The sequence below is a fragment of the Streptomyces sp. 12E genome (genome assembly GCF_055633275.1).
The window spans coordinates 105,040-130,894 of the sequence record NZ_JBVNCJ010000002.1 but is presented as its reverse complement, the minus strand read 5'-3'; the positions used below and the strand labels follow the sequence as shown (position 1 = coordinate 130,894).

Below are 25,855 nucleotides of genomic sequence, written 5' to 3'. Positions count from 1 at the left end.
GGCGCCGGTGACGTACTCGGGAGCCGGCAGGGCCTTGCGGTCGAGCTTGCCGTTGACGTTCAGCGGGAGCCGGTCGAGGACCACGACAGCCGACGGGACCATGTACGTCGGCAGGCGGTCGGCCGCGAGGGCGGCGATATGAGTGGGCAGTTCGGCGGCGGCTGACGGCGTGGTGTCGTTCGGGACGACGTAGGCGACCAGGCGCTTGTCCCCCGGCACGTCCTCACGGGCCACGACCACGGCCTGGGCGACCAGCGGGTGGCCGGCCAGGACCGCCTGGACCTCTCCGAGTTCGATGCGAAAACCCCGGATCTTGACCTGCTCGTCGGCGCGGCCGAGGTACTCGAGCTGACCGCCCGTGTTCCAGCGGACGACATCGCCGGTGCGGTAAAGACGGCCGCCGTCGCACGAGAACGGGTCCGCAACGAAACGTTCACCCGTCAGCTCCGGACGGCCCAGATAACCACGGGCCAGACCCGCACCCGCGATATACAAGTCACCGGCAACACCCACCGGGACCGGGGCGAGGCTGCCGTCCAGGACATAGACCCGGGCGTTGGAGACCGGACGACCGATCGGCACGATCCCGTCCACCTCGGCATCCGCGTACCAGGCCGTCGAGTAGACCGTCGCCTCGGTGGGACCGTAGATGTTCGCGACCCGGGCTCCCGGGACCGCCGCGCGGATGCCCGCGACGGCATCCGCCGTGAGCGCCTCACCCGCCAGCACAACGGTCCTGGGACGGGCATCGATCTCACCCGCGGCCACCATCTGCGTAAAGGCCGACGGCACACCGCTGACCAGACTGACGTCACCGACCGAAGCCTCCGCGTCGGCCAGGGCGAGGAGATCGCGCACCACTTCCACCGTGCCGCCGGACACCAGCGGACCGAAAAGCTCGAAGACCGAGACGTCGAAGTTGAAGGACGTGGACACCAGGACCCGGCGGAAGTCCTCCCCGCCGAACTCCGCCGCCGCCCAGCCCATCAGGCCCGCCACCGACCGGTGCTCCACCACGACGCCCTTCGGGCGGCCCGTCGAACCCGACGTGTAGATCACGTACGCCGGGTGCTCGGGACGGACACGCGCGCCCAGCGGGCCGGTCGCGAGGGCGGTCAGGTCGAGCTCGTCCAGGACCAGGACGGTCGCATCCGACTGCGGGACGGCCGCCGACGTGCCCGTCGAGGTCAGCACCACCGTCGGCTTCGCGTCACCGAGCATGTACGCGATCCGGCCGGCCGGATAGGCCGGGTCGATCGGCAGATACCCGCCGCCCGACTTCAGCACCGCAAGCAGCGCCACAACCGCATCGACACCACGCTCCAGGCAGACACCCACGAACGACTCCGGACCCACCCCCTGAGCCACCAAGTAGCGGGCCAGCCGGTTCGCACGGGCCTCCAGATCCGCATACGAAACCTCCACCCCACCCGAAACGACAGCCACCGCCTCCGGCGACCGCGCCACCTGCGCCTCGAAGAGACCGACCACTGTGGCGTCGCCGGGGAAGTCGGCCGTCGAGTCGTTCCACTCGGTCAGCACCTGGCGCAGCCTCGTCTCGTCCAGGACCTGGACGGAGCGAAGCGGCACGTCCTCGTCGTGGTCGAGGGCGGATTCGAGGGCCGTGACCAGGTTTCCGGCCGCCGTGCGGACGAACTCGCCGACTCCGCGCGGGTCGATCGGCGCGACCGCGTCCACGGCGACCCAGAGGCCGTCGCCGTTGTCGTCGACCGAGACGAGCAGGGGGTAGTTGGTCCGCTCGTGGGAGAAGACGGTCTTGATGCCGTCGAGCTGCTCGTTGCGCGGGGCCTGGGGCTGCGCCTGGGCTTCGGTCGTGCTGTTCGCCTTGTTGTGGCGGTAGTTGAAGAGGGCTGTGAAGAGCGGGGCACCGGTCGGTATGCCGCTGGCCTGCTGCGCCACGGTAAGCGGCGCGTGTTCGTGCTCCAGGAGCTCGGCCAGTTGGCCGCGCATCGCGGTGACCGCTTCGAGGACGCCGAGGCGGTCCGTACGGACCCGGACCGGGAGCGTGTTGAGGAACGGGCCCGGGACCCGGTCGGAGCCGGCGCCGGCGTTCATCCGGCCGAAGAGGATCGTCCCGAATACCACGTCCTCACGGCCGCTGACCGCGGCGAGGACGCGCGCCCACGCCAGGTGCAGCAGCGTGGCGGGGCTGGCGCCCAGGCGGCGGGAGACCCGCCGGATCCGATCCGTCAGCCCGTCGCCGAAGGGGACGACCTGGCGCGACGAGTCCGCGCCGTCGCCTCGTACGTCCGCGACGCCGAAGGCGGCCGTCGGTTCGGTGACGTCGCCGAGGAGGTCGGCGAAGTAGCGTTCGTACGCCGAGCGGTCGGCGGCGCCGCCGCGTGTCTGCGCCACGAAGGTGCGGAACGGCAGCGGGTCCTGGAGGTCCGCGCCCCGGCCCTCCAGGAACGCCCGCACCTCCTCCATGAGGATGTCGAGAGCTGTGTGGTCGCGGACCATGTGGTGGACCCGCACCAGGGCCAGCCATCGCTCTGCGCCGGGGACGGCGGCCACGTGGATCCGGATCAGAGGGGCTTCACCAAGGTCCATCGCGTAGCCGCCGGCCGCGACGAGGGCGGCGACCGGGTCGGTGCCGTCCGCGTCGAGAGCGACGTCGGTGACGGGCAGGATGGCGTGGCGCCACACGACCTGGACCGGCTCGCGCAGGCCGTCCCACACGATCGACGTGCGGAAGATGTCGTGCCGGTCCAGGACGTTCTGCAGCGCGTCGAGGAAGGCGTCGAGCCGGGCGCGGGTGTCGAACTCGACGACCGTCGGCAGGACGTAGGCGTCGTCCCCTCCTTCGGCGAGGAGGCGGTGGAAGAGCAGGCCTTCCTGGAGCGGGGCCAGCGGGTAGATGTCGGCGATGTTCGCCGCGCCGCCCGTGACCGTGGCGGCCACGGCCGCGATCTCGTCGGGGGTAAGGTCGACGAGCGGCAGCATGCCGGGCGTGATCTCGGTGGCGTCGGCGGGGATGAGGTTCTCGGGCGCGGCGATCTGCTCGGCGCCCGCCGAGGCCGCGAGACCGGCCGGGGTCGGCGTCTGGAACAGCGCCCGCGCGGAGACCGTGAGGCCCTGTCGGCGCAGCAGCTCGACCAGGCGGATCGCGAGGAGCGAGTGGCCGCCGAGGCGGAAGAAGTCGTCGTCCACGCCGACGCCGGTTCCGGATCCTGCTGCGTCGAGCCCCAGGAGTTCGGCGAAGGCCGCGCAGAGGATCTCCTCGCGGGCGTTGGACGGGGCACGTCCGCTGCCGGTGGCGTACTCGGGTGCGGGCAGGGCCTTGCGGTCGAGTTTGCCGTTGCCGGTCAGCGGCAGGGCGTCCAGGACGACGACCGCCGAGGGGACCATGTGCTCCGGAAGCCGCTGCGCCGCGAACTCCTTCAGCGACGTGGTGAGCCCGGCCTTCTCGTCGGGCTCCAGGTCGTCGGCGACGACGTAGGCGACGAGCCTGCGGTCGCCGGGGGTGTCCTCGCGGGCGACGACGGCGGCCTGGTCCACCAGCGGGTGGGCGGCGATCACCCCCTGGACCTCGCCCGGTTCGATGCGGTAGCCGCGGATCTTGACCTGGTCGTCGGCCCGGCCGAGGAAGACGACCCGGCCGTCCGCCGTCCACTTCACGCGGTCACCCGTGCGGTACATGCGCTGTCCGGTCTCGTACGGGTTGGCGACGAACCGCTCGGCGGTGAGGGCTTCGCGGCCGACGTATCCACGAGCGAGGCCGGCGCCGGAGACGTACAGGTCGGCCGTCACACCGACCGGGACCGGCTGGAGACGGGAATCGAGCAAATAGAAGCGGGTGTTGGCGATGGGGGTGCCGACGGGGACGACCCCTCCCGCGATCCCCTCGGCCGTCAGCCTCGTGGTGGCGATGCCGATCGTCGTTTCGGTGGGGCCGTAGTGGTTGTGGATCGCGCGCTCGCCGGCGGCCGTGAGGAGTTCCCGCAGCCACGGGGTGGACGCGGCCTCGCCGCCGAGGACCACGGACTGCGCGGGCAGTACGGCCTCGATGCCCGCCGCCGTCAGCGCGGCCAGATGCGAGGGAACGATCTTGAAGTGGTCGATCCCGTGCTCGGCGAGGTAGGCGGCGACCAGTTCCGGGTCGGTGACCGCGCTCTCGTCCAGGATGTGGAGTTCACCGCCGGTGGCGAGGCTGGCGAAGACCACCGTGTTGCCGAGGTCGGTCGCCTGCGCCTGGAGCAGCGCATAGCGGGCGCCCTCGCCGCCGAAGCCGAGACGGCCGGGGACCGAGGCCGTGTAGTTCGCCAGGCCACCATGGGTGACGGCGACGCCCTTGGGCCGGCCGGTCGAACCCGACGTGTAGATCACGTACGCCAGGGACTGCGGCGCGACCTCACGCTCGGGGCGCTCCGGCGACGCGGTGGTGATCTGCATCTCGACGAAGGTGTCGTCGAGGGCCACCAGGCGCGAACGGCCGGCGGGCAGTTCGTCGAAGAGGTCCTCGGTGGTCAGGACCAGCGCGGCACGGCTGTCGCGCAGGAGGTACGCGATCCGGTCCGTGGGCTGCGCCGGGTCGATGGGCAGGTAGGCGGCTCCGGCCTTCCACGTGCCGAGGATGGTCGCGATCATGTCGGTGCCGCGCGGCAGGCACAGGCCCACCACCGACTCCGGACCGACGCCCTGGCCGGTGAGGTAGTGGGCGATGCGGTTGGCCCGCACCTCCAGTTCGGCGTACGAGATGTCCGTGCCGTCGGCGGTGAGGGCCACCGCGTCGGGGGTGCGGTCCGCCCACTGCTCGAAGAGCTCGTGCACCGGGGTGGCAGGCTTGTCGGAGGAAGTGGCGTTCCAGTCGGTCAGCACCTGGCGGCGCTCGTCCTCCGCGAGGGTCCGGATCGAGGCGAGCGTACGGCCGGGGTCGGCGGTCGCCTGGTCGAGGACCTGTCCGAGTCGGGCGGCGAGGCGTGCGGCCGAGGCCACGTCGAACAGGTCGGCGGCGACCGTCAGCGAGCCGCGCAGGCCCGCCGGGGCGCCCTTCGCGTCGAAGAGCTCGCGGACGGAGACGTCGAGGTCGAACTTGGCGGATCTGGTGCCGACTTCGCGGTCGTCGATCGTGGCCGTGGCCGTGGCCGGGTCGACGACGGTCCGCTGGTTGTTCTGGACGGTCAGCATGACCTGGAAGAGGGGGTGGCGGGCGAGGGAGCGGGCCGGGGCGAGCTCCTCGACGAGCTTCTCGAACGGGACGTCCTGGTGCTTGAAGGCGGACAGGACGGTCCTGCGGACCTGAGCGAGCACCTCGCGGAACGTGGGGTCGCCGGTCAGGTCGGTGCGCAGGACGAGGGTGTTGACGAAGAAGCCGACGAGGTCGTCGAGGGCCTCGTCCGTACGGCCCGCGACCGCCGTGCCGATGGGGATGTCGGTGCCCGCGCCGAGCTTGGAGAGCAGGGTGGCCAGGGCGGCCTGGAGGACCATGAACGTGGTCACGCCCTCGGTCCGCGCCACCGCGGCGAGCCGCTGGTGCACCTCGGCGGGGACGCTCAGCGGGACGATGTGCCCTCGGTGGGAGGCCACCGGCGGCCGGGGGCGGTCCGTGGGGAGCTCCAGCTCCTCGGGAACGTCCGCGAGTGCCTCACGCCAGTAGGAGGTCTGCCGGGACATCACGCTGTCGGGGTCGTTCCCGTCGCCGAGCAGCTGACGCTGCCAGAGCGCGTAGTCGGCGTACTGGACCGGCAGCGGCTCCCAGGCGGGAGCTCGGCCGTCGACGCGGGCCTCGTAGGCGGTCGTCAGGTCCCGGGTGAGCGGGCCCTCCGACCAGCCGTCGCTGGCGATGTGGTGCATCACCACGACAAGGACCTGCTCGTCCGGGGTCCGGAACAGCCCTGCCCTGATCGGCGGTTCGGCGCCGAGGTCGAACACGTACCGCCCGGCCTCGTCGATCGCCCCGGACAGCTCTGCCTGGGCGACCTCTGTCACCGTCAGCGCCCAGTCCAGCTCGTCGGGGGAGAGGATCCGCTGGTACGGCTCGCCGTCGACGATGTCGATGACGGTGCGCAGGACCTCGTGGCGGCCGATCACGTCCCGCAGGGCGGCGTCGAGCGCGTCGGGGCGCACGTCGGCCGGCAGTCGCAGGACGACCGGGACGTTGTAGGTCGCGCTCGGGCCTTCCAGCCGACTGATGAACCACAGCCGCCGCTGCGCGAAGGACAACGGGATCATCGGGACTCCTCCTGGTTGCGGCGCATCGGCTGCAACGCCGGGCGGGTTGTTTTCACGGGTCGGGACTGTTCGGGATGTTCGGGCTGTCCGACGTGTCCGGGGTGTCCGAGCTGGGCCGCGAGGCCCGCCACCGTGGGTGCGTCGAAGAACGCGGCGATCTCCACCTCGATGCCGAGCACCGTCCTGATCCGGTTGACGAGGCGGACGGCGAGGAGGGAGTGGCCGCCGAGGGCGAAGAAGTCGTCGTGCACACCGACCTCAGGGACGCCCAGGACCTGGGCGAAGGCCTCGCAGAGGACCTCTTCCTCATGGCTCTGGGGGCCTCGGCCCGAGCCCGCCGCATCGGCGTAGTCCGGTGCGGGGAGGTTCTTGCGGTCGAGCTTGCCGTTGGCGGTCAGCGGAAGCGCGTCGAGGACGACGACCGCGGACGGCACCATGTACTCGGGCAGGCGTCCTCGGACGAACTCGATTACGGATGCGGCGAGTTCGTCGTCGGTTTCGTCGGGGTCGGTGGGGACGGCGTAGGCGACGAGGCGGGTGTCTCCCGGGGTGTCCTCGCGGGCGATGACAGCCGCCTGGGCGATGCCGGGATGCGCGGCGACCACCGCCTGGACCTCGCCCGGTTCGATACGGAAACCACGGACCTTGACCTGCTCGTCCACACGGCCCAGGTACTCCAGGAGGCCCTCCCTGGTCCAGCGGGCCATGTCGCCCGTGCGGTACAACCGCTCACCGGACCCGTACGGGTTCGCCACGAACCGCTCGGCCGTCAGACCGGGACGCCTCACATAGCCGCGAGCCAGCTGGACGCCCGCGATGTACAGCTCACCGGCGACACCCGGAGCGACCGGCCGCATACGGCCGTCCAGGACATACAGGCGGGTGTTGGCGATTGGACGGCCGATCGGCACCGTGTCCCCGACACTCCGCCCCGCCGACACCTCATACACACAGCAGCCCACGACCGTCTCCGTCGGACCGTACTCATTGACGATCACCGACCGAGGAGCCCGGGCCAGCCAGTCCCGGACGACCGCCCCCGAAAGCGCCTCCCCACCCACGACCCACGTACGGGCCGAAGCGGCCGCCTGCCCGGTGGTGAGCATCTCCGACAGGAGCGGCAGATGGGCGGGGACCGCCTTGACCAGACCGAACGTGCCCGACGCCCTGACCAGGCCCGCAAGACCCTCCGCACCGCCCCGCCCGTCGGCCACGACAGCCGAACCCGCGACCAAAGGCACCAGGACACTGGTCACCGTCAGGTCGAACGCGAGCGAGGAATGCAACGGCGCACCCCCCGCACCCTCACGCATCCCGTACGCGCCGACAGCCCACGCCACATAGTTCGCCAGGCCCTCGTGGGTGACGGCCACCCCCTTCGGACGACCCGTCGAACCCGACGTGTAAATCACATACGCGACCGACTGGGGGTCATTGTCCGCGGCCGGTGCGTCCGTGCCGGCCGAGGTCAGCTGCATCTGCGTCAGCGGGCTGTCCAGGGCCACGAACCGGTTCCGCCCCGCCGGGAGATCATCGAGGATCTCCTCCGTCGTCAGCGTCAGCACCGCCCCGCTGTCGGCCAGCATGAAACCGATCCGCTCCGCCGGACAGTCAGGATCGATCGGCAGATAACCCGCACCGGCACGCCACGCCGCCAGGAACGCAACCACCGCATCAACCCCACGCGGCAGACAGACACCCACCACCGACTCCGCACCAACCCCCTGACCGATCAGATACCGGGCCAGCCGGTCCACCCGGACATCCAGCTCCGCGAACGACACCTCCGCCCCACCCGCGACCACAGCCACCGCATCCGGCGTCCTCACCACCTGCGCCGCAAACAGCTCCGGCACCAGCCCCGAACCCAGATCCGTCCCGGTGTCGTTCCACTCCACCAACACACGACGACGCTCATCGGAATCCAGGACATCGAGGTCGCTGAGACGGGTCAGGGGTTCGGTGACCAGGTGTCCGAGTGCACGGGTCAGTCGCACGCTCAGAGCCTCGGCCGTCTCCGGGTCGAAGAGGTCGGCCGCGGCGATTACCGAGCCCCGGACGCCCGCCGGGGTGCCCTGGCCGTCGAAGGTCTCGGAGAGCCGGACCTCCAGGTCGAACTTGGCGACCGCCTTCGCGACCGGGACTCCACCGGCCCGTGCACCGGGGAGGTCGAGGACGGCGTCGGTGTTGTTCTGCAGGTCCAGCTGGACCTGGAACAACGGATGCCGGGCCATCGACCGACTCGGCGCCAGCTCCTCCACCAGCCGCTCGAACGGCACCTCCTGATGCGCCAGAGCCGAAAGACTGACCTCCCGCACCCGTCCCAGAACCTCACGGAACGTCGGGTCACCCGACAGATCAGTACGGATCACAAGGGTGTTGATGAAGAAGCCCACCAGATCATCCAGGGCCTCGTCCGTACGGCCGGCGTTCGCCGAACCGATCGGAATGTCGGTGCCCGCGCCCAGCTTCGACAGGAGCATCGCAAGGGCAGCCTGCAGCACCATGAAGGGAGTCACCCCCTCGGCCCGCGCCACCTCGACAAGACGGGCGTGGACCTCGGCCGGGATCTCCACCGGCACCCGGTGCCCACGATGCGACGCCACCGCCGCACGCGAACGGTCGAAAGGCAGCTCCAGCTCCTCCGGAGAACCGGCCAACGCCTCACGCCAGTAGGCCATCTGACGCGACATCACACTGCCGGGATCACTCTCGTCGCCGAGCAGCTCGCGCTGCCACAGCGCGTAGTCCGCGTACTGGACCGGCAGCGGCGTCCACTCCGGCGTCTGACCGGCGCTTCGCGCCGCATACGCCATGGACAGGTCCCGGGCCAGCGGAGCCGTCGACCATCCATCACCCGCGATGTGATGCAGCACCACGACCAGCACCCGCTCACCAGGACCGGCCTCGAAGAGAGTGGCCCGGATCGGCACCTCGACGGAGAGGTCGAAGGCGTACGCCTCCGCCTCCGCGACCGCGACGTCGAGCGCCGCGGGCTCCGTGTCGACGACGTTCAGCTGCCAGTCGAGATCGGCGGGCTCGATGACGTTCTGGTACGGCTCACCGTTCTCGGCCGTCGGGAAGACGGTCCGCAGGACCTCGTGCCGGCCGACCACGTCACGGAAGGCCAGGGCGAGCGCGTCCCGGTCGATCTCACTGCCCATCCGCAGCACGAACGGGATGTTGTAGGTCGCGCTGGGGCCCTCCAGCTGGCCGATGAACCACAGGCGCTGCTGGGCGAAGGAGAGCGGCACCCTCTCCGGGCGGTTGCCGGAGGTCAGGGCCAGCCGGGCCTGTCCGGCGTCCGCCAGCCCGGCCGCGAGACCGGCGACACTCGGGGTGTCGAACAGGGCACGCAGCGGAACCTCGACACCGAGGACCGTACGCACCCGGCTGATCAGGCGGACGGCGAGCAGGGAGTGACCGCCCAGAGCGAAGAAGTCGTCATCCACACCGACCTCGGGCAGCCCGAGGACCTGCGCGAAGACACCACACAAAAGCTCCTCGCGGAGCGTGGCCGGACCACGGCCCACGGCGCCGGTGACGTACTCGGGAGCCGGCAGGGCCTTGCGGTCGAGCTTGCCGTTGACGTTCAGCGGGAGCCGGTCGAGGACCACGACAGCCGACGGGACCATGTACGTCGGCAGGCGGTCGGCCGCGAGGGCGGCGATATGAGTGGGCAGTTCGGCGGCGGCTGACGGCGTGGTGTCGTTCGGGACGACGTAGGCGACCAGGCGCTTGTCCCCCGGCACGTCCTCACGGGCCACGACCACGGCCTGGGCGACCAGCGGGTGGCCGGCCAGGACCGCCTGGACCTCTCCGAGTTCGATGCGAAAACCCCGGATCTTGACCTGCTCGTCGGCGCGGCCGAGGTACTCGAGCTGACCGCCCGTGTTCCAGCGGACGACATCGCCGGTGCGGTAAAGACGGCCGCCGTCGCACGAGAACGGGTCCGCAACGAAACGTTCACCCGTCAGCTCCGGACGGCCCAGATAACCACGGGCCAGACCCGCACCCGCGATATACAAGTCACCGGCAACACCCACCGGGACCGGGGCGAGGCTGCCGTCCAGGACATAGACCCGGGCGTTGGAGACCGGACGACCGATCGGCACGATCCCGTCCACCTCGGCATCCGCGTACCAGGCCGTCGAGTAGACCGTCGCCTCGGTGGGACCGTAGATGTTCGCGACCCGGGCTCCCGGGATCGCCGTGCGGATGCCCGCGACGGCATCCGCCGTGAGCGCCTCACCCGCCAGCACAACGGTCCTGGGACGGGCATGGATCTCACCCGCGGCCACCATCTGGGCGAAAGCCGAGGGTACGCCGCTGACCAGGCTGACGTCACCGACCGAAGCCTCCGCGTCGGCCAGGGCGAGGAGATCGCGCACCACTTCCACCGTGCCGCCGGACACCAGCGGACCGAAAAGCTCGAAGACCGAGACGTCGAAGTTGAAGGACGTGGACACCAGGACCCGGCGGAAGTCCTCCCCGCCGAACTCCGCCGCCGCCCAGCCCATCAGGCCCGCCACCGACCGGTGCTCCACCACGACACCCTTCGGACGGCCCGTCGAACCCGACGTATAGATCACGTACGCCGGATGCTCGGGACGGATATCCACACCCAGGGGGGCGGCCTCAAGTCCGGCGAGGTCGAGCTCGTCCAGGACCAGGACGGTCGCATCCGACTGCGGGACGGCCGCCGACGTGCTCGCCGAGGTCAGCACCACCGTCGGCTTCGCGTCACCGAGCATGTACGCGATCCGGCCGGCCGGATAGGCCGGGTCGATCGGCAGATACCCGCCGCCCGACTTCAGCACCGCAAGCAGCGCCACCACCGTCTCGACACCACGCTCCAGGCAGACACCCACGAACGACTCCGGACCCACCCCCTGAGCCACCAAGTAGCGGGCCAGCCGGTTCGCACGGGCCTCCAGATCCGCATACGAAACCTCCACCCCACCCGAAACGACAGCCACCGCCTCCGGCGACCGCGCCACCTGCGCCTCGAACAGCTCCGGCAGCGAACCAGCCGGCATCTCGACCGCCGTGCCGTTCCACTCGGCGAGGAGCCGCTCACGCTCGGTCTCGTCTAGGACGTCCAGGGCGCTCAGGCGGAGCTGCGGGTCTGCGGCGAGCTGCTCGATGGCCCGCGCCCAGCGCGCCACGAGCCGCTCGGTGGTCTCCGCGTCGAAGAGGTCGACGGAGGCGACCACGGAGCCGCGCAGGCCTGCCGGGGCTCCGTTCTCGTCGACGGTCTCGATCACCGAGGCGTCCAGGTCGAACTTCGCCACCGAGGTGGCGGCACCGGCCGCAATGCCCCCGGTCCGTACACCGTCGAGGTCGAGGGCGGCTTCGGCGTTGTTCTGCACCTGGAGCATCACCTGGAACAGCGGGTGCCGGGCCATCGACCGGCTCGGGGCCAGTTCCTCGACGAGCCGCTCGAACGGCACATCCTGGTGGGCGAAGGCGGACAGGCTCGTCTCGCGGACGCGGCCGAGAACCTCGCGGAAGGTCGGGTCGCCGGACAGGTCGGTGCGGATGACGAGGGTGTTGACGAAGAAGCCGACGAGGTCGTCGAGGGCCTCGTCCGTGCGGCCGGCGTTCGCCGAGCCGATCGGGATGTCGGTGCCCGCGCCCAGCTTCGACAGGAGCATCGCGAGGGCGGCCTGCAGCACCATGAACGTGGTCACGCCCTCGGCCCGCGCCACCTCCACGAGGCGGGCGTGCGCGTCGGCGGGCACGGTCAGGGCGGCGTTGTGGCCGCGGTGCGAGGGCTTCGTCGGCCGCACGCGGTCAACCGGGAGCTGAAGCTCCTCGGGTGCGTCCGCCAGCGTCCGCCGCCAGTAGGCGACCTGCCGGGAGATGAGGCTGTCCTCGTCGTTCTCGTCGCCGAGCAGCTCGCGCTGCCAGAGCGCGTAGTCGGCGTACTGCACCGGCAGCGGCTTCCACACGGGGGCACGGCCCTCGCGGCGCGCCGCGTAGGCGGCCGACAGGTCGCGTGCCAGCGGGCGCTTGGACCAGCCGTCGCTCGCGATGTGGTGCATCGCGACGACGAGCACGCGGTCGTTCTCTCCGGCGGTGAACAGCGAGGCTCGGAAGGGGATCTCGACCGCGAGGTCGAAGGCGTGCCCGGCCGCTGCGGCGACCGCGTCGGCGAGCTCCTCCGGAGCGACCTCCGCCAGGGGCAGGGTCCACTCCAGCTCGTCGACGGAGACGATCCGCTGGTACGGCTCGCCGTCGGCGACCTCGAAGACGGTACGCAGCACCTCGTGGCGCTCGATCACGTCCCGCAGGGCGGCCTCCAGGGCCTTGTGGTCGACGTCGCCGTCGAGGCGTAGGGCTACCGGGACGTTGTAGGCCGCGTTCGGGCCCTCCAGCTGGCCGATGAACCACAGGCGGCGCTGGGCGAAGGAGAGCGGTACGCGCTCCGGACGCTCACCCGCCTTCAGGGCCAGTCGGGCCTGCTCGGCACCAGTCAGGCCGGCGGCGAGTCCGGCCACCGTCGGGGCCTCGAACAGCGCCCGGATCTCGACCTCGACGCCGAGGACGGAACGGATGCGGCTGACGAGGCGGACGGCGAGGAGGGAGTGGCCGCCGAGCTCGAAGAAGTCGTCGTCCACGCCGACCTCGGGCAGTCCGAGGACTTCGGCGAAGGCCAGGCAGAGGATCTCCTCCTGCAGGGTCTCCGCCCGTCGGCCGCCCGAAGCGAGCGACGAGGAGTAGTCGGGTGCGGGCAGGGCCTTGCGGTCGAGTTTGCCGTTGCCGGTCAGCGGCAGGGCGTCCAGGACGACGACCGCCGAGGGGACCATGTGCTCCGGAAGCCGCTGCGCCGCGAACTCCTTCAGCGACGTGGTGAGCCCGGCCTTCTCGTCGGGCTCCAGGTCGTCGGCGACGACGTAGGCGACGAGCCTGCGGTCGCCGGGGGTGTCCTCGCGGGCGACGACGGCGGCCTGGTCCACCAGCGGGTGGGCGGCGATCACCCCCTGGACCTCGCCCGGTTCGATGCGGTAGCCGCGGATCTTGACCTGGTCGTCGGCCCGGCCGAGGAAGACGACCCGGCCGTCCGCCGTCCACTTCACGCGGTCACCCGTGCGGTACATGCGCTGTCCGGTCTCGTACGGGTTGGCGACGAACCGCTCGGCGGTCAACGCCTCCCGGCCCACATATCCGCGCGCCACGCCGGCACCGGAGACGTACAGCTCACCGGCGGCGCCCGGCACAACCAGGTTCAGGCGGTCGTCCAGGATGTAGAAGCGGGTGTTGGCGATGGGGGTGCCGACGGGGACGACCCCTCCCGCGATCCCCTCGGCCGTCAGCCTCGTGGTGGCGATGCCGATCGTCGTTTCGGTGGGGCCGTAGTGGTTGTGGATCGCGCGCTCGCCGGCGGCCGTGAGGAGTTCCCGCAGCCACGGGGTGGACGCGGCCTCGCCGCCGAGGACCACGGACTGCGCGGGCAGTACGGCCTCGATGCCCGCCGCCGTCAGCGCGGCCAGATGCGAGGGAACGATCTTGAAGTGGTCGATCCCGTGCTCGGCAAGGTAGGCGGCGACCAGTTCCGGGTCGGTGACCGCGCTCTCGTCCAGGATGTGGAGTTCACCGCCGGTGGCGAGGCTGGCGAAGACCACCGTGTTGCCGAGGTCGGTCGCCTGCGCCTGGAGCAGCGCATAGCGGGCGCCCTCGCCGCCGAAGCCGAGACGGCCGGGGACCGAGGCCGTGTAGTTCGCCAGGCCACCATGGGTGACGGCGACGCCCTTGGGCCGGCCGGTCGAACCCGACGTGTAGATCACATACGCCAGGGACCGCGGATCGACGAAACGCCCGGGGCTCTGGGCCGAGGCCGCGGCGAGCTGCATCTCGACGAAGGTGTCGTCGATCGCCACCAGACGCGAACGGCCCGCGGGCAGTTCGTCGAGGATCTCCTCGGTGGTCAGGACCAGCGCGGCGCGGCTGTCGCGGAGCATGTACGCGATCCGGTCCGTGGGCTGCGCCGGGTCGATGGGCAGGTAGGCGGCTCCGACCTTCCACGTGCCGAGAATGGTCGCGATCATGTCGGCGCCGCGCGGCAGGCACAGGCCCACCACCGACTCCGGACCGACGCCCTGGCCGGTGAGGTAGTGGGCGATGCGGTTGGCCCGCGCGTCCAGTTCGGCGTACGAGACCGCCGCCCCCTCAGCGACGAGAGCCTTCGCCTCGGGAGCGGCGGCCGCACGTGCCTCGAACCGCTCATGGACCAGGCCCGGCCGGCCGTCGGCCGACGTGTCGTTCCAGACGGTCAGGACCCGGTGCCGCTCCTCATCCGACAGAATGCCGACCTCGCTCAGGCGGCGACCCGGGTCCTGGGGCAGCGCCTCCAGGAGGGTCGTCCAGGCGGCGGCGATGCGGCCCGCCCACTCCGGGTCGAACAGGTCGGCGGCCACGGTGACCGAGCCGCCCAGACCCGCCGGGGCGCCGTGGGCGTCAAAGACCTCGGCGACTATGACGTCGAGGTCGAACTTCACGGCCGTTCGGCCCGACGTCGCTTCGTCGTCCGCGGCTGCCGCGCCCGCCCGTACGCCGGGCAGGTCGAGGACCGCGTCGATGGTGTTCTGGAGGGTGAGGACCGTCTGGAAGAGGGGGTGGCGGGCCAGGGAGCGGGCCGGGGCCAGCTCCTCGACGAGCTTCTCGAACGGCACGTCCTGGTGCGCCATCGCCGCCAGGCTCGTCTCCCGTACCCGGTTCAGGACCTCACGGAAGGTCGGATCGCCGGACAGATCCGCGCGGACGACCAGGGTGTTGATGAAGAAGCCGACGAGGTCGTCGAGGGCCTCGTCCGTGCGGCCGGCGTTCGCCGAGCCGATCGGGATGTCGGTGCCCGCGCCCAGCTTGGAGAGCAGCATGGCCAGGGCGGCCTGGAGGACCATGAACGTGGTCACGCCCTCGGTCCGCGCCACCGCGGCGAGCCGCTGGTGCACCTCGGCGGGCACGTTCAGCGGCACGCTGTGGCCCAGGTGGGACGCGACCGCGGGGCGCGGCCGGTCGAAGGGCAGGTCCAGCTCCACGGGGGCGTCCGCGAGTGCCTCGCGCCAGTAGGAGACCTGCTGGGAGATGAGGCTGTCCTCGTCGTTCTCGTCGCCGAGCAGCTGACGCTGCCACAGCGCGTAGTCGGCGTACTGCACCGGCAGCGGCTCCCACTGGGGGGCGCGGCCCTCGCGGCGCGCCGCGTAGGCGGCCGAGACGTCACGGGCGAGGGGGCCCATGGACCAGCCGTCTCCGGCGATGTGGTGGACGACGACCACGAGGACCTGCTCGTCCGGACCGGCGTCGAACAGCCAGGTGCGGATCGGGGCCTCGACGGAGAGATCGAAGGCGTACTTCTCCGCCTCTCTGATCGCCGCGGGCAGGTCCGCTGGTGTCACCTCGGCGGCCGACAGCTCCCAGGCCAGGTCCTCCAGGTCCAGGACCCGCTGGTAGGGCTGGCCGTCGGCGACCTCGAAGACCGTACGCAGGACCTCATGGCGGCCGATCACGTCGCGCAGGGCCGCTCTGAGCGCTTCGCGGTCGACTCCGCCCGAGAGGCGCAGGGAGACGGGCACGTTGTAGGTGGCGCTGGGGCCCTCCAGCTGGCTGATGAACCACAGGCGCTGCTGGGCGGAGGAGAGCGGGATGCGTTCGGGACGTGTGTCCGGGCGCAGGGCCGGCCGTGCACTCCTGGCACCGGCGAGCCGGCTCGCGAGGGCGGCGACGGTCGGCGCTTCGAAGAGGGTGCGCAGCGGGACCTCGATGTCGAGGACCGTACGGATGCGGCTGATCAGGCGGACGGCGAGGAGGGAGTGGCCGCCGAGGGCGAAGAAGTCGTCATCCACACCCACTTCGGGCAGGCCGAGGACCTGCGCGAAGACACCACACAGCAGCTCCTCGCGCTCCGTCGCGGGACGACGCCCCCCACTCACATACTCCGGCGCCGGCAACGCCCTCGCATCAAGCTTCCCGTTCACCGTCAACGGCAGGACATCCAGAACGACGACAGCCGACGGAACCATGTACGACGGCAGCCGCTCCGACACGAAACCCGTCACACGAGCCTTCAGCCCGGCCACATCCAGATCCGCACCACCAACACCGTCGGCAACCACATAAGCAACCAGCCGGGGATCACCCGCCGTGTCCTCACGAACCACGACCGCGGCCTGCGCGACACCCACGCACCCCGCCACCACCGCACGCACCTCACCAGGCTCAATACGGAAACCCCGCACCTTCACCTGATCATCAGCACGCCCGACGAAAACCAGCTCACCCCCACCGGTCCACCGCACCACATCACCCGTGCGATACAACCGGCCACCACCCACACCAAACGGATCAGCCACAAACCGCTCAGCCGTCAGCCCCGCACGACCCACATAACCCCGCGCAAGCTGAACACCACCCACATACAACTCACCCGCAACACCAGGAGCCACAGGCCGCAAAAACTCATCCAGCACATACATCCGCGTATTGGCCACCGGACCACCGAACGGCACCACACCCACACCATCCGGATCCACCACACCCACCGCGGAGATCACCGTCGCCTCAGTCGGCCCATACGCATGCACCAACCGACGACCCGACGCCCACACACGCGCCAACGACGGATCCATCCCCTCCGAACCCACCACCATCGACACCACACCGGCCAGATCACCCGGATCCAACACAGCCAGCAACGACGGCACCACACTCGCCGACACCACACCCGCCGACCCCACCAAACCCCGCAACAACACCGGATCGGACCGCTCAGCAGCCGAAGCCACCACCAGCCCACCACCCGACGCCAACGTCACCGCCACATCCAGCACCGACGCGTCAAACCCGAACGAAGCAAACTGCAACACCCGAACCCCACGCCCCACACCCATCAACGGAGCGAACACCGACACCAAATTCGCCAACGCCCCATGACCCACCCCCACACCCTTCGGACGCCCCGTCGAACCCGACGTGTAAATCACGTAGGCGAGGCCGGTGTCCGCGTAGGTGGCCTCGGGGGCCGTGTCCGGTGCGGAGTCGAGTGCGGCGCGCAGCTCGGGGGCGTCCACGACGGCGACCGGCGCGCGGTCCACGGGGAGGCCGGGCAGGGCCTCTTCGGTGGTGAGCACGAGGGCGGCGCCGCTGTCGGCGATCAGGTACGCCTTGCGGTCGGCGGGGTGCTCGGGGTCGATGGGCAGGTAGGCGGCTCCGGCCTTCCAGGTCGCCAGGACGGCGACGATCATCTGCTCGTCGCGGCCGAAGCTGAGGCCGACGACGGATTCGGCGCCGATGCCCCGCTGGATCAGGAAGTGCGCGAGGCGGTTGGCTCGGGCGTCGAGCTCCGCGTACGTGAGCTCGACGCCGCCCGCGATCACCGCGACCTCGTCCGGGGTGCTTGCGGCGTGGGCCGCGAAGAGCTCCGGCACGGTGGTGGGCGCGACGGTCGTGGCGGTGTCGTTCCAGTCGTTCAGGAGCAGGTCGCGCTCGGGTGCGTCGAGTACGTCGACCGCGCTGAGGCGAGTGGCGGGCTCGGCGACCAGGGCGGCGAGGACGCGCGTCCAGCGTTCGGCGATCCGGCCGGCCGAGTCCTGCTCGAACAGGTCGGCGGCCGCCACCACGCTGCCGTGCAGTCCGCCGGGGGTTCCGTCGGTGTCGGCGGTCTCGGTGATCTGGAAGGCCAGGTCGAACTTGGCCGCGGCCTCGACGGGGCCGGCCGGTCGTGCGGCGGCCGGCGGGGTGTGCAGGCCGGGCAGGTCGAGGACCGCCTCGGCGTTGTTCTCCAGGGAGAGCATGACCTGGAAGAGGGGGTGGCGGGCCAGGGAACGGGCCGGGGCCAGCTCCTCGACCAGCTTCTCGAACGGCACGTCCTGGTGCGCCATCGCCGCCAGGCTCGTCTCCCGTACCCGGTTCAGGACCTCACGGAAGGTCGGGTCGCCGGACAGATCCGTCCGCAGGACGAGCGTGTTGACGAAGAAGCCGACCAGGTCGTCGAGGGCCTCGTCCGTGCGGCCGGCGTTCGCCGAGCCGATCGGGATGTCGGTGCCCGCGCCCAGCTTCGCGAGGAGTACGGCGCTGGCGGCCTGGAGCACCATGAAGGTGGTGACGCCTTCGGCCTGTGCCAAGTCCCGCAGCCGTGCGTGGACGTCGGCCGGGACGGTCACCGGGATGCGGTGGCCCCGGTCGGTGGAGACGGCGGGGCGGCGGTGGTCGGCGGGGAGCGTCAGCTCCTCCGGGGCACCTGCCAGTGCCTCGCGCCAGAAGGCGACCTGGCGGGATCCGACGCTGTCCGGGTCCGCCGAGTCGCCGAGGAGCTCTCGCTGCCACAGCGCGTAGTCCGCGTACTGCACCGGCAGCGGCTCCCACGCGGGCGCCTCGCCCGCGCACCGCGCCGCGTAGGCGGTGGAGAGGTCCTGCGCGAGCGGACGCTTGGACCAGCCGTCGCTCGCGATGTGGTGCATCACCACGACGAGGAACTGCTCGTCGGGTCCGACCGAGAACAGCCAGGCACGGAAGGGTATTTCGGTGGAGAGGTCGAAGGCGTACTCGCCCGCGGTGGCGACCGCGTCCGGCAGGTCGTCGGCGGCGACCTCGACGAGCGGCAACTGCCAGGTCAGCTCCTCCATGGGAATGACCCGCTGGTACGGCTCGCCGTCGGTGACGGGGAACACGGTACGCAGGACCTCGTGCCGCTCCAGGACGTCCCGCAGGGCCGCGGCCAGCGCGTCCCGGTCCACCGCGCCGGTCAGGCGGAGCGCGACGGGGACGTTGTATCCGGTGTTCGAGCCCTCCAACTTGCCGATGAACCAAAGGCGTTGCTGGGCGTACGACAGCGGGGTGCGCTCGGGGCGCGGCATGGGGGCGAGTCCGGTGCGCGCGGCACCGGCCAGACCCAGCCGGGCCGCGAGGCCGGCGACCGTCGGCACCTCGAAGAGCGTCGCCAGGTCCAGTTCGACACCGAGCGCGGCACGGACACGGCTGACGAGGCGGACGGCGAGGAGGGAGTGGCCGCCGAGGGCGAAGAAGCTCTCGTCGACGCCGACCTGGCCGAGGCCGAGAACCTGGGCGAAGGCCTCGCAGAGGACCTCCTCCTCACGGCTCTCGGGACCCCGGCCGGAGCCGCCGGTGTGCGCGTTGCCCGGTGCGGGGAGGTTCTTGCGGTCGAGCTTGCCGTTGGCGGTCAGCGGGAGCGCGTCGAGGACGACGACCGCGGACGGCACCATGTACTCGGGCAGGCGTCCTCGGACGAACTCGATTACGGATGCGGCGAGTTCGTCGTCGGTTTCGTCGGGGTCGGTGGGGACGGCGTAGGCGACGAGGCGGGTGTCTCCCGGGGTGTCCTCGCGGGCGATGACAGCCGCCTGGGCGATGCCGGGATGCGCGGCGACCACCGCCTGGACCTCGCCCGGTTCGATACGGAAACCACGGACCTTGACCTGCTCGTCCACACGGCCCAGGTACTCCAGGAGGCCCTCCCTGGTCCAGCGGGCCATGTCGCCCGTGCGGTACAACCGCTCACCGGCCCCGTACGGGTTCGCCACGAACCGCTCGGCCGTCAGACCGGGACGCCTCACATAGCCGCGAGCCAGCTGGACGCCCGCGATGTACAGCTCGCCGGCGACACCCGGAGCGACCGGCCGCATACGGCCGTCCAGGACATACAGGCGGGTGTTGGCGATTGGACGGCCGATCGGCACCGTGTCCCCGACACTCCGCCCCGCCGACACCTCATACACACAGCAGCCCACGACCGTCTCCGTCGGACCGTACTCATTGACGATCACCGACCGAGGAGCCCGGGCCAGCCAGTCCCGGACGACCGCCCCCGAAAGCGCCTCCCCACCCACGACCCACGTACGGGCCGAAGCGGCCGCCTGCCCGGTGGTGAGCATCTCCGACAGGAGCGGCAGATGGGCGGGGACCGCCTTGACCAGACCGAACGTGCCCGACGCCCTGACCAGGCCCGCAAGACCCTCCGCACCGCCCCGCCCGTCGGCCACGACAGCCGAACCCGCGACCAAAGGCACCAGGACACTGGTCACCGTCAGGTCGAACGCGAGCGAGGAATGCAACGGCGCACCCCCCGCACCCTCACGCATCCCGTACGCGCCGACAGCCCACGCCACATAGTTCGCCAGGCCCTCGTGGGTGACGGCCACCCCCTTCGGACGACCCGTCGAACCCGACGTGTAAATCACATACGCGACCGACTGGGGGTCATTGTCCGCGGCCGGTGCGTCCGTGCCGGCCGAGGTCAGCTGCATCTGCGTCAGCGGGCTGTCCAGGGCCACGAACCGGTTCCGCCCCGCCGGGAGATCATCGAGGATCTCCTCCGTCGTCAGCGTCAGCACCGCCCCGCTGTCGGCCAGCATGAAACCGATCCGCTCCGCCGGACAGTCAGGATCGATCGGCAGATAACCCGCACCGGCACGCCACGCCGCCAGGAACGCAACCACCGCATCAACCCCACGCGGCAGACAGACACCCACCACCGACTCCGCACCAACCCCCTGACCGATCAGATACCGGGCCAGCCGGTCCACCCGGACATCCAGCTCCGCGAACGACACCTCCGCCCCACCCGCGACCACAGCCACCGCATCCGGCGCCCTCACCACCTGCGCCGCAAACAACTCCGGCACCAGCGCCGAACCCAGATCCGTCCCGGTGTCGTTCCACTCCACCAACACACGACGACGCTCATCGGAATCCAGGACATCGAGGGAGGCGAGGGGCAGGTCAGTGCCGTCGGACAGTGCGCTTTCCACTGCGGAGACCAGGTGCTCGGCGGCCCTGTGCACCAGTTCCGCCACGGAGTGCGGGGCGATGGGGGTGATGGCGTCGACGACGAGGGTGAGGGTCTCTCCGTTGTCGTTGACGGCCACGGACAGCGGGTAGTTGGTGCGGTCGTGGGTCCATACGGTGCGGATGCCGGTGATCGCGACCGTGTGCTCGCCGTCGTCCTTGCGGCCCGTGTCGTGGCGGTAGTTGAAGAAGGAGGTGAAGACCGGGGTGTCGGCCGGCAGTCCGCCGGCCCGCTGGGCCACGGCCAGGGGGGCGTGCTCGTGCTCCATGAGGCGGGCGAGCTGGCCGCGCATGGCCTTGATGGACTCGAGCGCGCCGAGTTCCCCAGTGCGTACCCGGACGGGAAGGGTGTTCATGAAGGGGCCGGGGACGCGGTCGGAGCCGGTGCCCGCGTTCATGCGGCCGGAGAGCACCGTGCCGAAGACGACGTCCTCGCGGCCGCTGAGCGCGGCGAGGACGCGTGCCCATGCCACGTGCAGTACGGGGGCGGGGCTGACGCCGAGGCGTCGTGCCACGTCGCGGAGGCGGGTGGTGAGGGCGGGCCGGAACTCCCGTTCTCCTCGGGTGATGCCGGTGCCGTCGCCGCGGACGTCGGCCAGGCCGTAGGCGGCGGTGGGCTCGGTGACGTCGCCGAGCAGCTCGGCGAAGTACTGCTCGTGTGCGGCCTCTTCGACGCCGGTACGGGCCTGGGCGACGAAGTTGCGGAAGGGCAGCGGGTCGGGGAGGTCCTGGCCGCGGCCCGTGAGGAAGGCCTGGACCTCGTCGAGGAGGACTTCCTTTGCCGTGTGGTCCTGCACCATGTGGTGCATGCGCAGCAGGGCGAGGCGCTTGCCGTCCGCCGTCGGTGTGACGTGCAGGGTGATCAGGGGGGCGCGGCTCAGGTCCATCGTGGTGCCGCCGGCCGTGACCAGTGCGGCGACGAGGTCGTCGGTGTCCGCGTCGAGGGTCACGTGGGTGACGGGCAGGGCGACGTGACGCCGGACGACCTGGACGGGTTCGCGCAGGCCTTCCCACATGATCGCCGTACGCAGGATGTCGTGGCGGTCGACGACGGCCTGGAGCGCGGCCAGGAAGCTGTCGAAGCGCTCGGTGGAGTCGAACTCGATGACGGTCGGGAGCACGTAGGCGTCGTCGCCGCCCTCGTTGAGGAGGTGGTGGAAGAGCAGGCCCTCCTGGAGGGGGGCGAGCGGGTAGATGTCCGCGATGTTGGCGGCGCCGCCGTCGACGGAGGTGACGATCCGGGCCAGTTCGTCGGTCGTCAGGTCGACGAGCGGGAGCATGTCCGGCGTGATCTCGGTGGCGCCGGCCGGGATGAGGTTCTCGGGGACGGCGGTGTGGGCCGTGCTCGTCGCGACGGCGAGACCGGCCGGGGTCGGGGTCTCGAAGAGTGCGCGTACGGAGACGGACAGGCCGCGTTCGCGGAGCCGTTCGACCAGGCGGACGGCGAGGAGGGAGTGGCCGCCGAGGGCGAAGAAGTCGTCATCCACACCCACTTCGGGCAGGCCGAGGACCTGCGCGAAGACACCACACAGCAGCTCCTCGCGCTCCGTCGCGGGACGACGCCCCCCACTCACATACTCCGGCGCCGGCAACGCCCTCGCATCAAGCTTCCCGTTCACCGTCAACGGCAGGACATCCAGAACGACGACAGCCGACGGAACCATGTACGACGGCAGCCGCTCCGACACGAAACCCGTCACACGAGCCTTCAGCCCGGCCACATCCAGATCCGCACCACCAACACCGTCGGCAACCACATAAGCAACCAGCCGGGGATCACCCGCCGTGTCCTCACGAACCACGACCGCGGCCTGCGCGACACCCACGCACCCCGCCACCACCGCACGCACCTCACCAGGCTCAATACGGAAACCCCGCACCTTCACCTGATCATCAGCACGCCCGACGAAAACCAGCTCACCCCCACCGGTCCACCGCACCACATCACCCGTGCGATACAACCGGCCACCACCCACACCAAACGGATCAGCCACAAACCGCTCAGCCGTCAGCCCCGCACGACCCACATAACCCCGCGCAAGCTGAACACCACCCACATACAACTCACCCGCAACACCAGGAGCCACAGGCCGCAAAAACTCATCCAGCACATACATCCGCGTATTGGCCACCGGACCACCGAACGGCACCACACCCACACCATCCGGATCCACCACACCCACCGCGGAGATCACCGTCGCCTCAGTCGGCCCATACGCATGCACCAACCGACGACCCGACGCCCACACACGCGCCAACGACGGATCCATCCCCTCCGAACCCACCACCATCGACACCACACCGGCCAGATCACCCGGATCCAACACAGCCAGCAACGACGGCACCACACTCGCCGACACCACACCCGCCGACCCCACCAAACCCCGCAACAACACCGGATCGGACCGCTCAGCAGCCGAAGCCACCACCAGCCCACCACCCGACGCCAACGTCACCGCCACATCCAGCACCGACGCGTCAAACCCGAACGAAGCAAACTGCAACACCCGAACCCCACGCCCCACACCCATCAACGGAGCGAACACCGACACCAAATTCGCCAACGCCCCATGCCCCACCCCCACACCCTTCGGACGACCCGTCGAACCCGACGTGTAAATCACGTAGGCGAGGTTCGCGGGGGTGGTGTGCCTGGAGGGGGCGACGGCGGGCATGCGGTCGAGGCCGGTGAGGGTGGCGGGGTCGTCGAGCCAGACGACGCGTTCGACGCCGAGCCGGGCGGCCGCGCCTTCGGCGGCGTCGCGGGTGCTGACGACGGCACGGGCTCCGCTGTCGCGGAGGATGTAGGACAGGCGCTCCTCGGGGTGCTCCGGGTCCAGCGGTACGTAGGCGCCGCCGGCCTTCCAGACGGCCAGGATGCCCACGAGCATGTCGAGGCCGCGGGGAAGGCAGAGGCCGACGACCGATTCGCTGCTGACGCCGAGGCCGAGGAGGTGGTAGGCGAGGCGGTTGGCGCGGGTGTCGAGCTCCGCGTACGTGAGTTCCGCGCCCTCGAAGACCGCGGCGACGGCCTCGGGGGTCAGCTGCGCGTGTGCCTCGAAGAGGTCGGGGACGAGGGCGGCTTCGACGTCCGTCGTGGTGGCGTTCCACTGGCGCAGGAGCAGGTCGCGCTCGGTCCCGGTGAGCACGTCGACGGCGCTGAGGCGGGTGGCGGGGTCGGTGACCAGCGCGGTGAGGGCGCGGGCGAGCCGCTCGGCGAGGCGGGCGGCCGTGTCCTGCTCGAACAGGTCGGCGGCGACGATCACGGATCCGTGCAGCCCCGCGGGAGCGCCTTCGGCGTCGACGTGCTCGTCGACGGCGATCTCGAGGTCGAACTTCGCGATCTTCTTGAGGTTGGCGGTCACGTCGTCGGTGGCGACGTCGGCGAGCGAGCCGGCGCGTACCGCTCCGAGGTCGATCTGTGCCTGGGTGGCGTGGTCGACGGAGAGCATGACCTGGAAGAGGGGGTGGCGGGCCAGGGAACGGGCCGGGGCCAGCTCCTCGACCAGCTTCTCGAACGGCACGTCCTGGTGCGCCATCGCCGCCAGGCTCGTCTCCCGTACCCGGTTCAGGACCTCACGGAAGGTCGGGTCGCCGGACAGATCCGTCCGCAGGACGAGCGTGTTGACGAAGAAGCCGACCAGGTCTCTGAGGGCCACGTCGGTGCGGCCGGCGACCGCGGTGCCGACGGGGATGTCGGTACCGGCGCCGAGCTTCGACAGCGTCATCGCGAGGACGGCCTGGAGGGCCATGAAGGTGGTGACGCCTTCGGCGCGCGCGAGGTCCCGCAGGCGTGCGTGAACGTCGGCGGGGACGGTGAAGGGGGCGCTGAGTCCCTGGTGGGAGGGGACGGGCGGGCGCGGGTGGTCGAACGGCAGGGCCAGTTCCTCGGGGGCGTCGGCGAGTGCCTCGCGCCAGAAGGCGACCTGGCGGGATCCGACGCTGTCCGGGTCCGCCGAGTCGCCGAGGAGCTCTCGCTGCCACAGCGCGTAGTCCGCGTACTGCACCGGCAGCGGCTCCCACGCGGGCGCCTCGCCCGCGCACCGCGCCGCGTAGGCGGTGGAGAGGTCCTGCGCGAGCGGACGCTTGGACCAGCCGTCGCTCGCGATGTGGTGGACGAGCAGCGCGAGGGCGTGCTCGTCGGGTCCGGCCGAGAACAGCCAGGCCCGTACGGGAAGTTCGGCGGAGAGGTCGAAGGTGTGCCCGAAGACTCCGGCGACCGCGCCGGCCAGGTCCGCCGGGGTCGCGGTGTCGGGGAGTTCCACCGTCTCCAGGGCCCAGTCCAGGTCGTCCATCTCGTGGATGTGCTGGTGGGGTTCGCCGTCCTCGACGCGGAAGGTGGTGCGCAGGACCTCGTGGCGTGCCAGGACGTCCCGCAGCGCCGCTGCCAGCGCGTCCCGGTCCACCGCGCCGGTCAGGCGGAGGGACACCGGGATGTTGTACGTCGCGCTGGGGCCCTCCAGTTGCTGGATGAACCACAACCGACGCTGCGCGAATGACAACGGAATCATCGGGAACCTTCCTGGCTTCGTCCCTGCCGCAACGCCGGCACAGGCTGACTGTCAAGCGTCTGCCGTCATTCGCCCCGCACGGAGGAAAGGTCCCGTGCGGCAGCAAGGCCGGCGTGGTGTGCACGCCCCTGTACGACCCTGGGGAAATCAAATGCGTGCACCGGGTAAATCTGGTCAATAAAGATCCGCAGGAGCTCTGGCGGACTTCTGCGGAAACTGCTTACGAAGAACGGGAATTCGCCGGGAACAACCTTTCGATGCGCCGCTCCCCCGTGCTGGCGCGAACCACTATGACCCAGCACCCATCGGCGATCAATCGTCCGCCTTCACGCCGCGATCGGCTCGAAGGG

Annotated in this window: 1 protein-coding gene and 1 pseudogene; both read right to left on the bottom strand. The window is 70.8% G+C overall.

The window, feature by feature from the left end:
* Positions 1 to 39: 39 nt before the first annotated feature.
* Positions 40 to 6,192 (bottom strand): annotated as a pseudogene (locus tag ACZ8ZB_RS34450) (amino acid adenylation domain-containing protein); the annotation flags it as partial.
* Positions 6,189 to 25,505, bottom strand: a complete 19,317-nt coding sequence (locus ACZ8ZB_RS34445) for a non-ribosomal peptide synthase/polyketide synthase (RefSeq protein ID WP_470741738.1) — start codon at positions 25,503 to 25,505, stop codon at positions 6,189 to 6,191. The pseudogene ACZ8ZB_RS34450 and the gene ACZ8ZB_RS34445, both read right to left, overlap by 4 nt.
* Positions 25,506 to 25,855: the final 350 nt, after the last annotated feature.

What these genes read in the sequence shown, in the direction of transcription:
- ACZ8ZB_RS34445 (WP_470741738.1), bottom strand. Translation starts at nt 25,505, where the DNA reads ATGATTCCGTTGTCATTCGCGCAGCGTCGGTTGTGGTTCATCCAGCAA.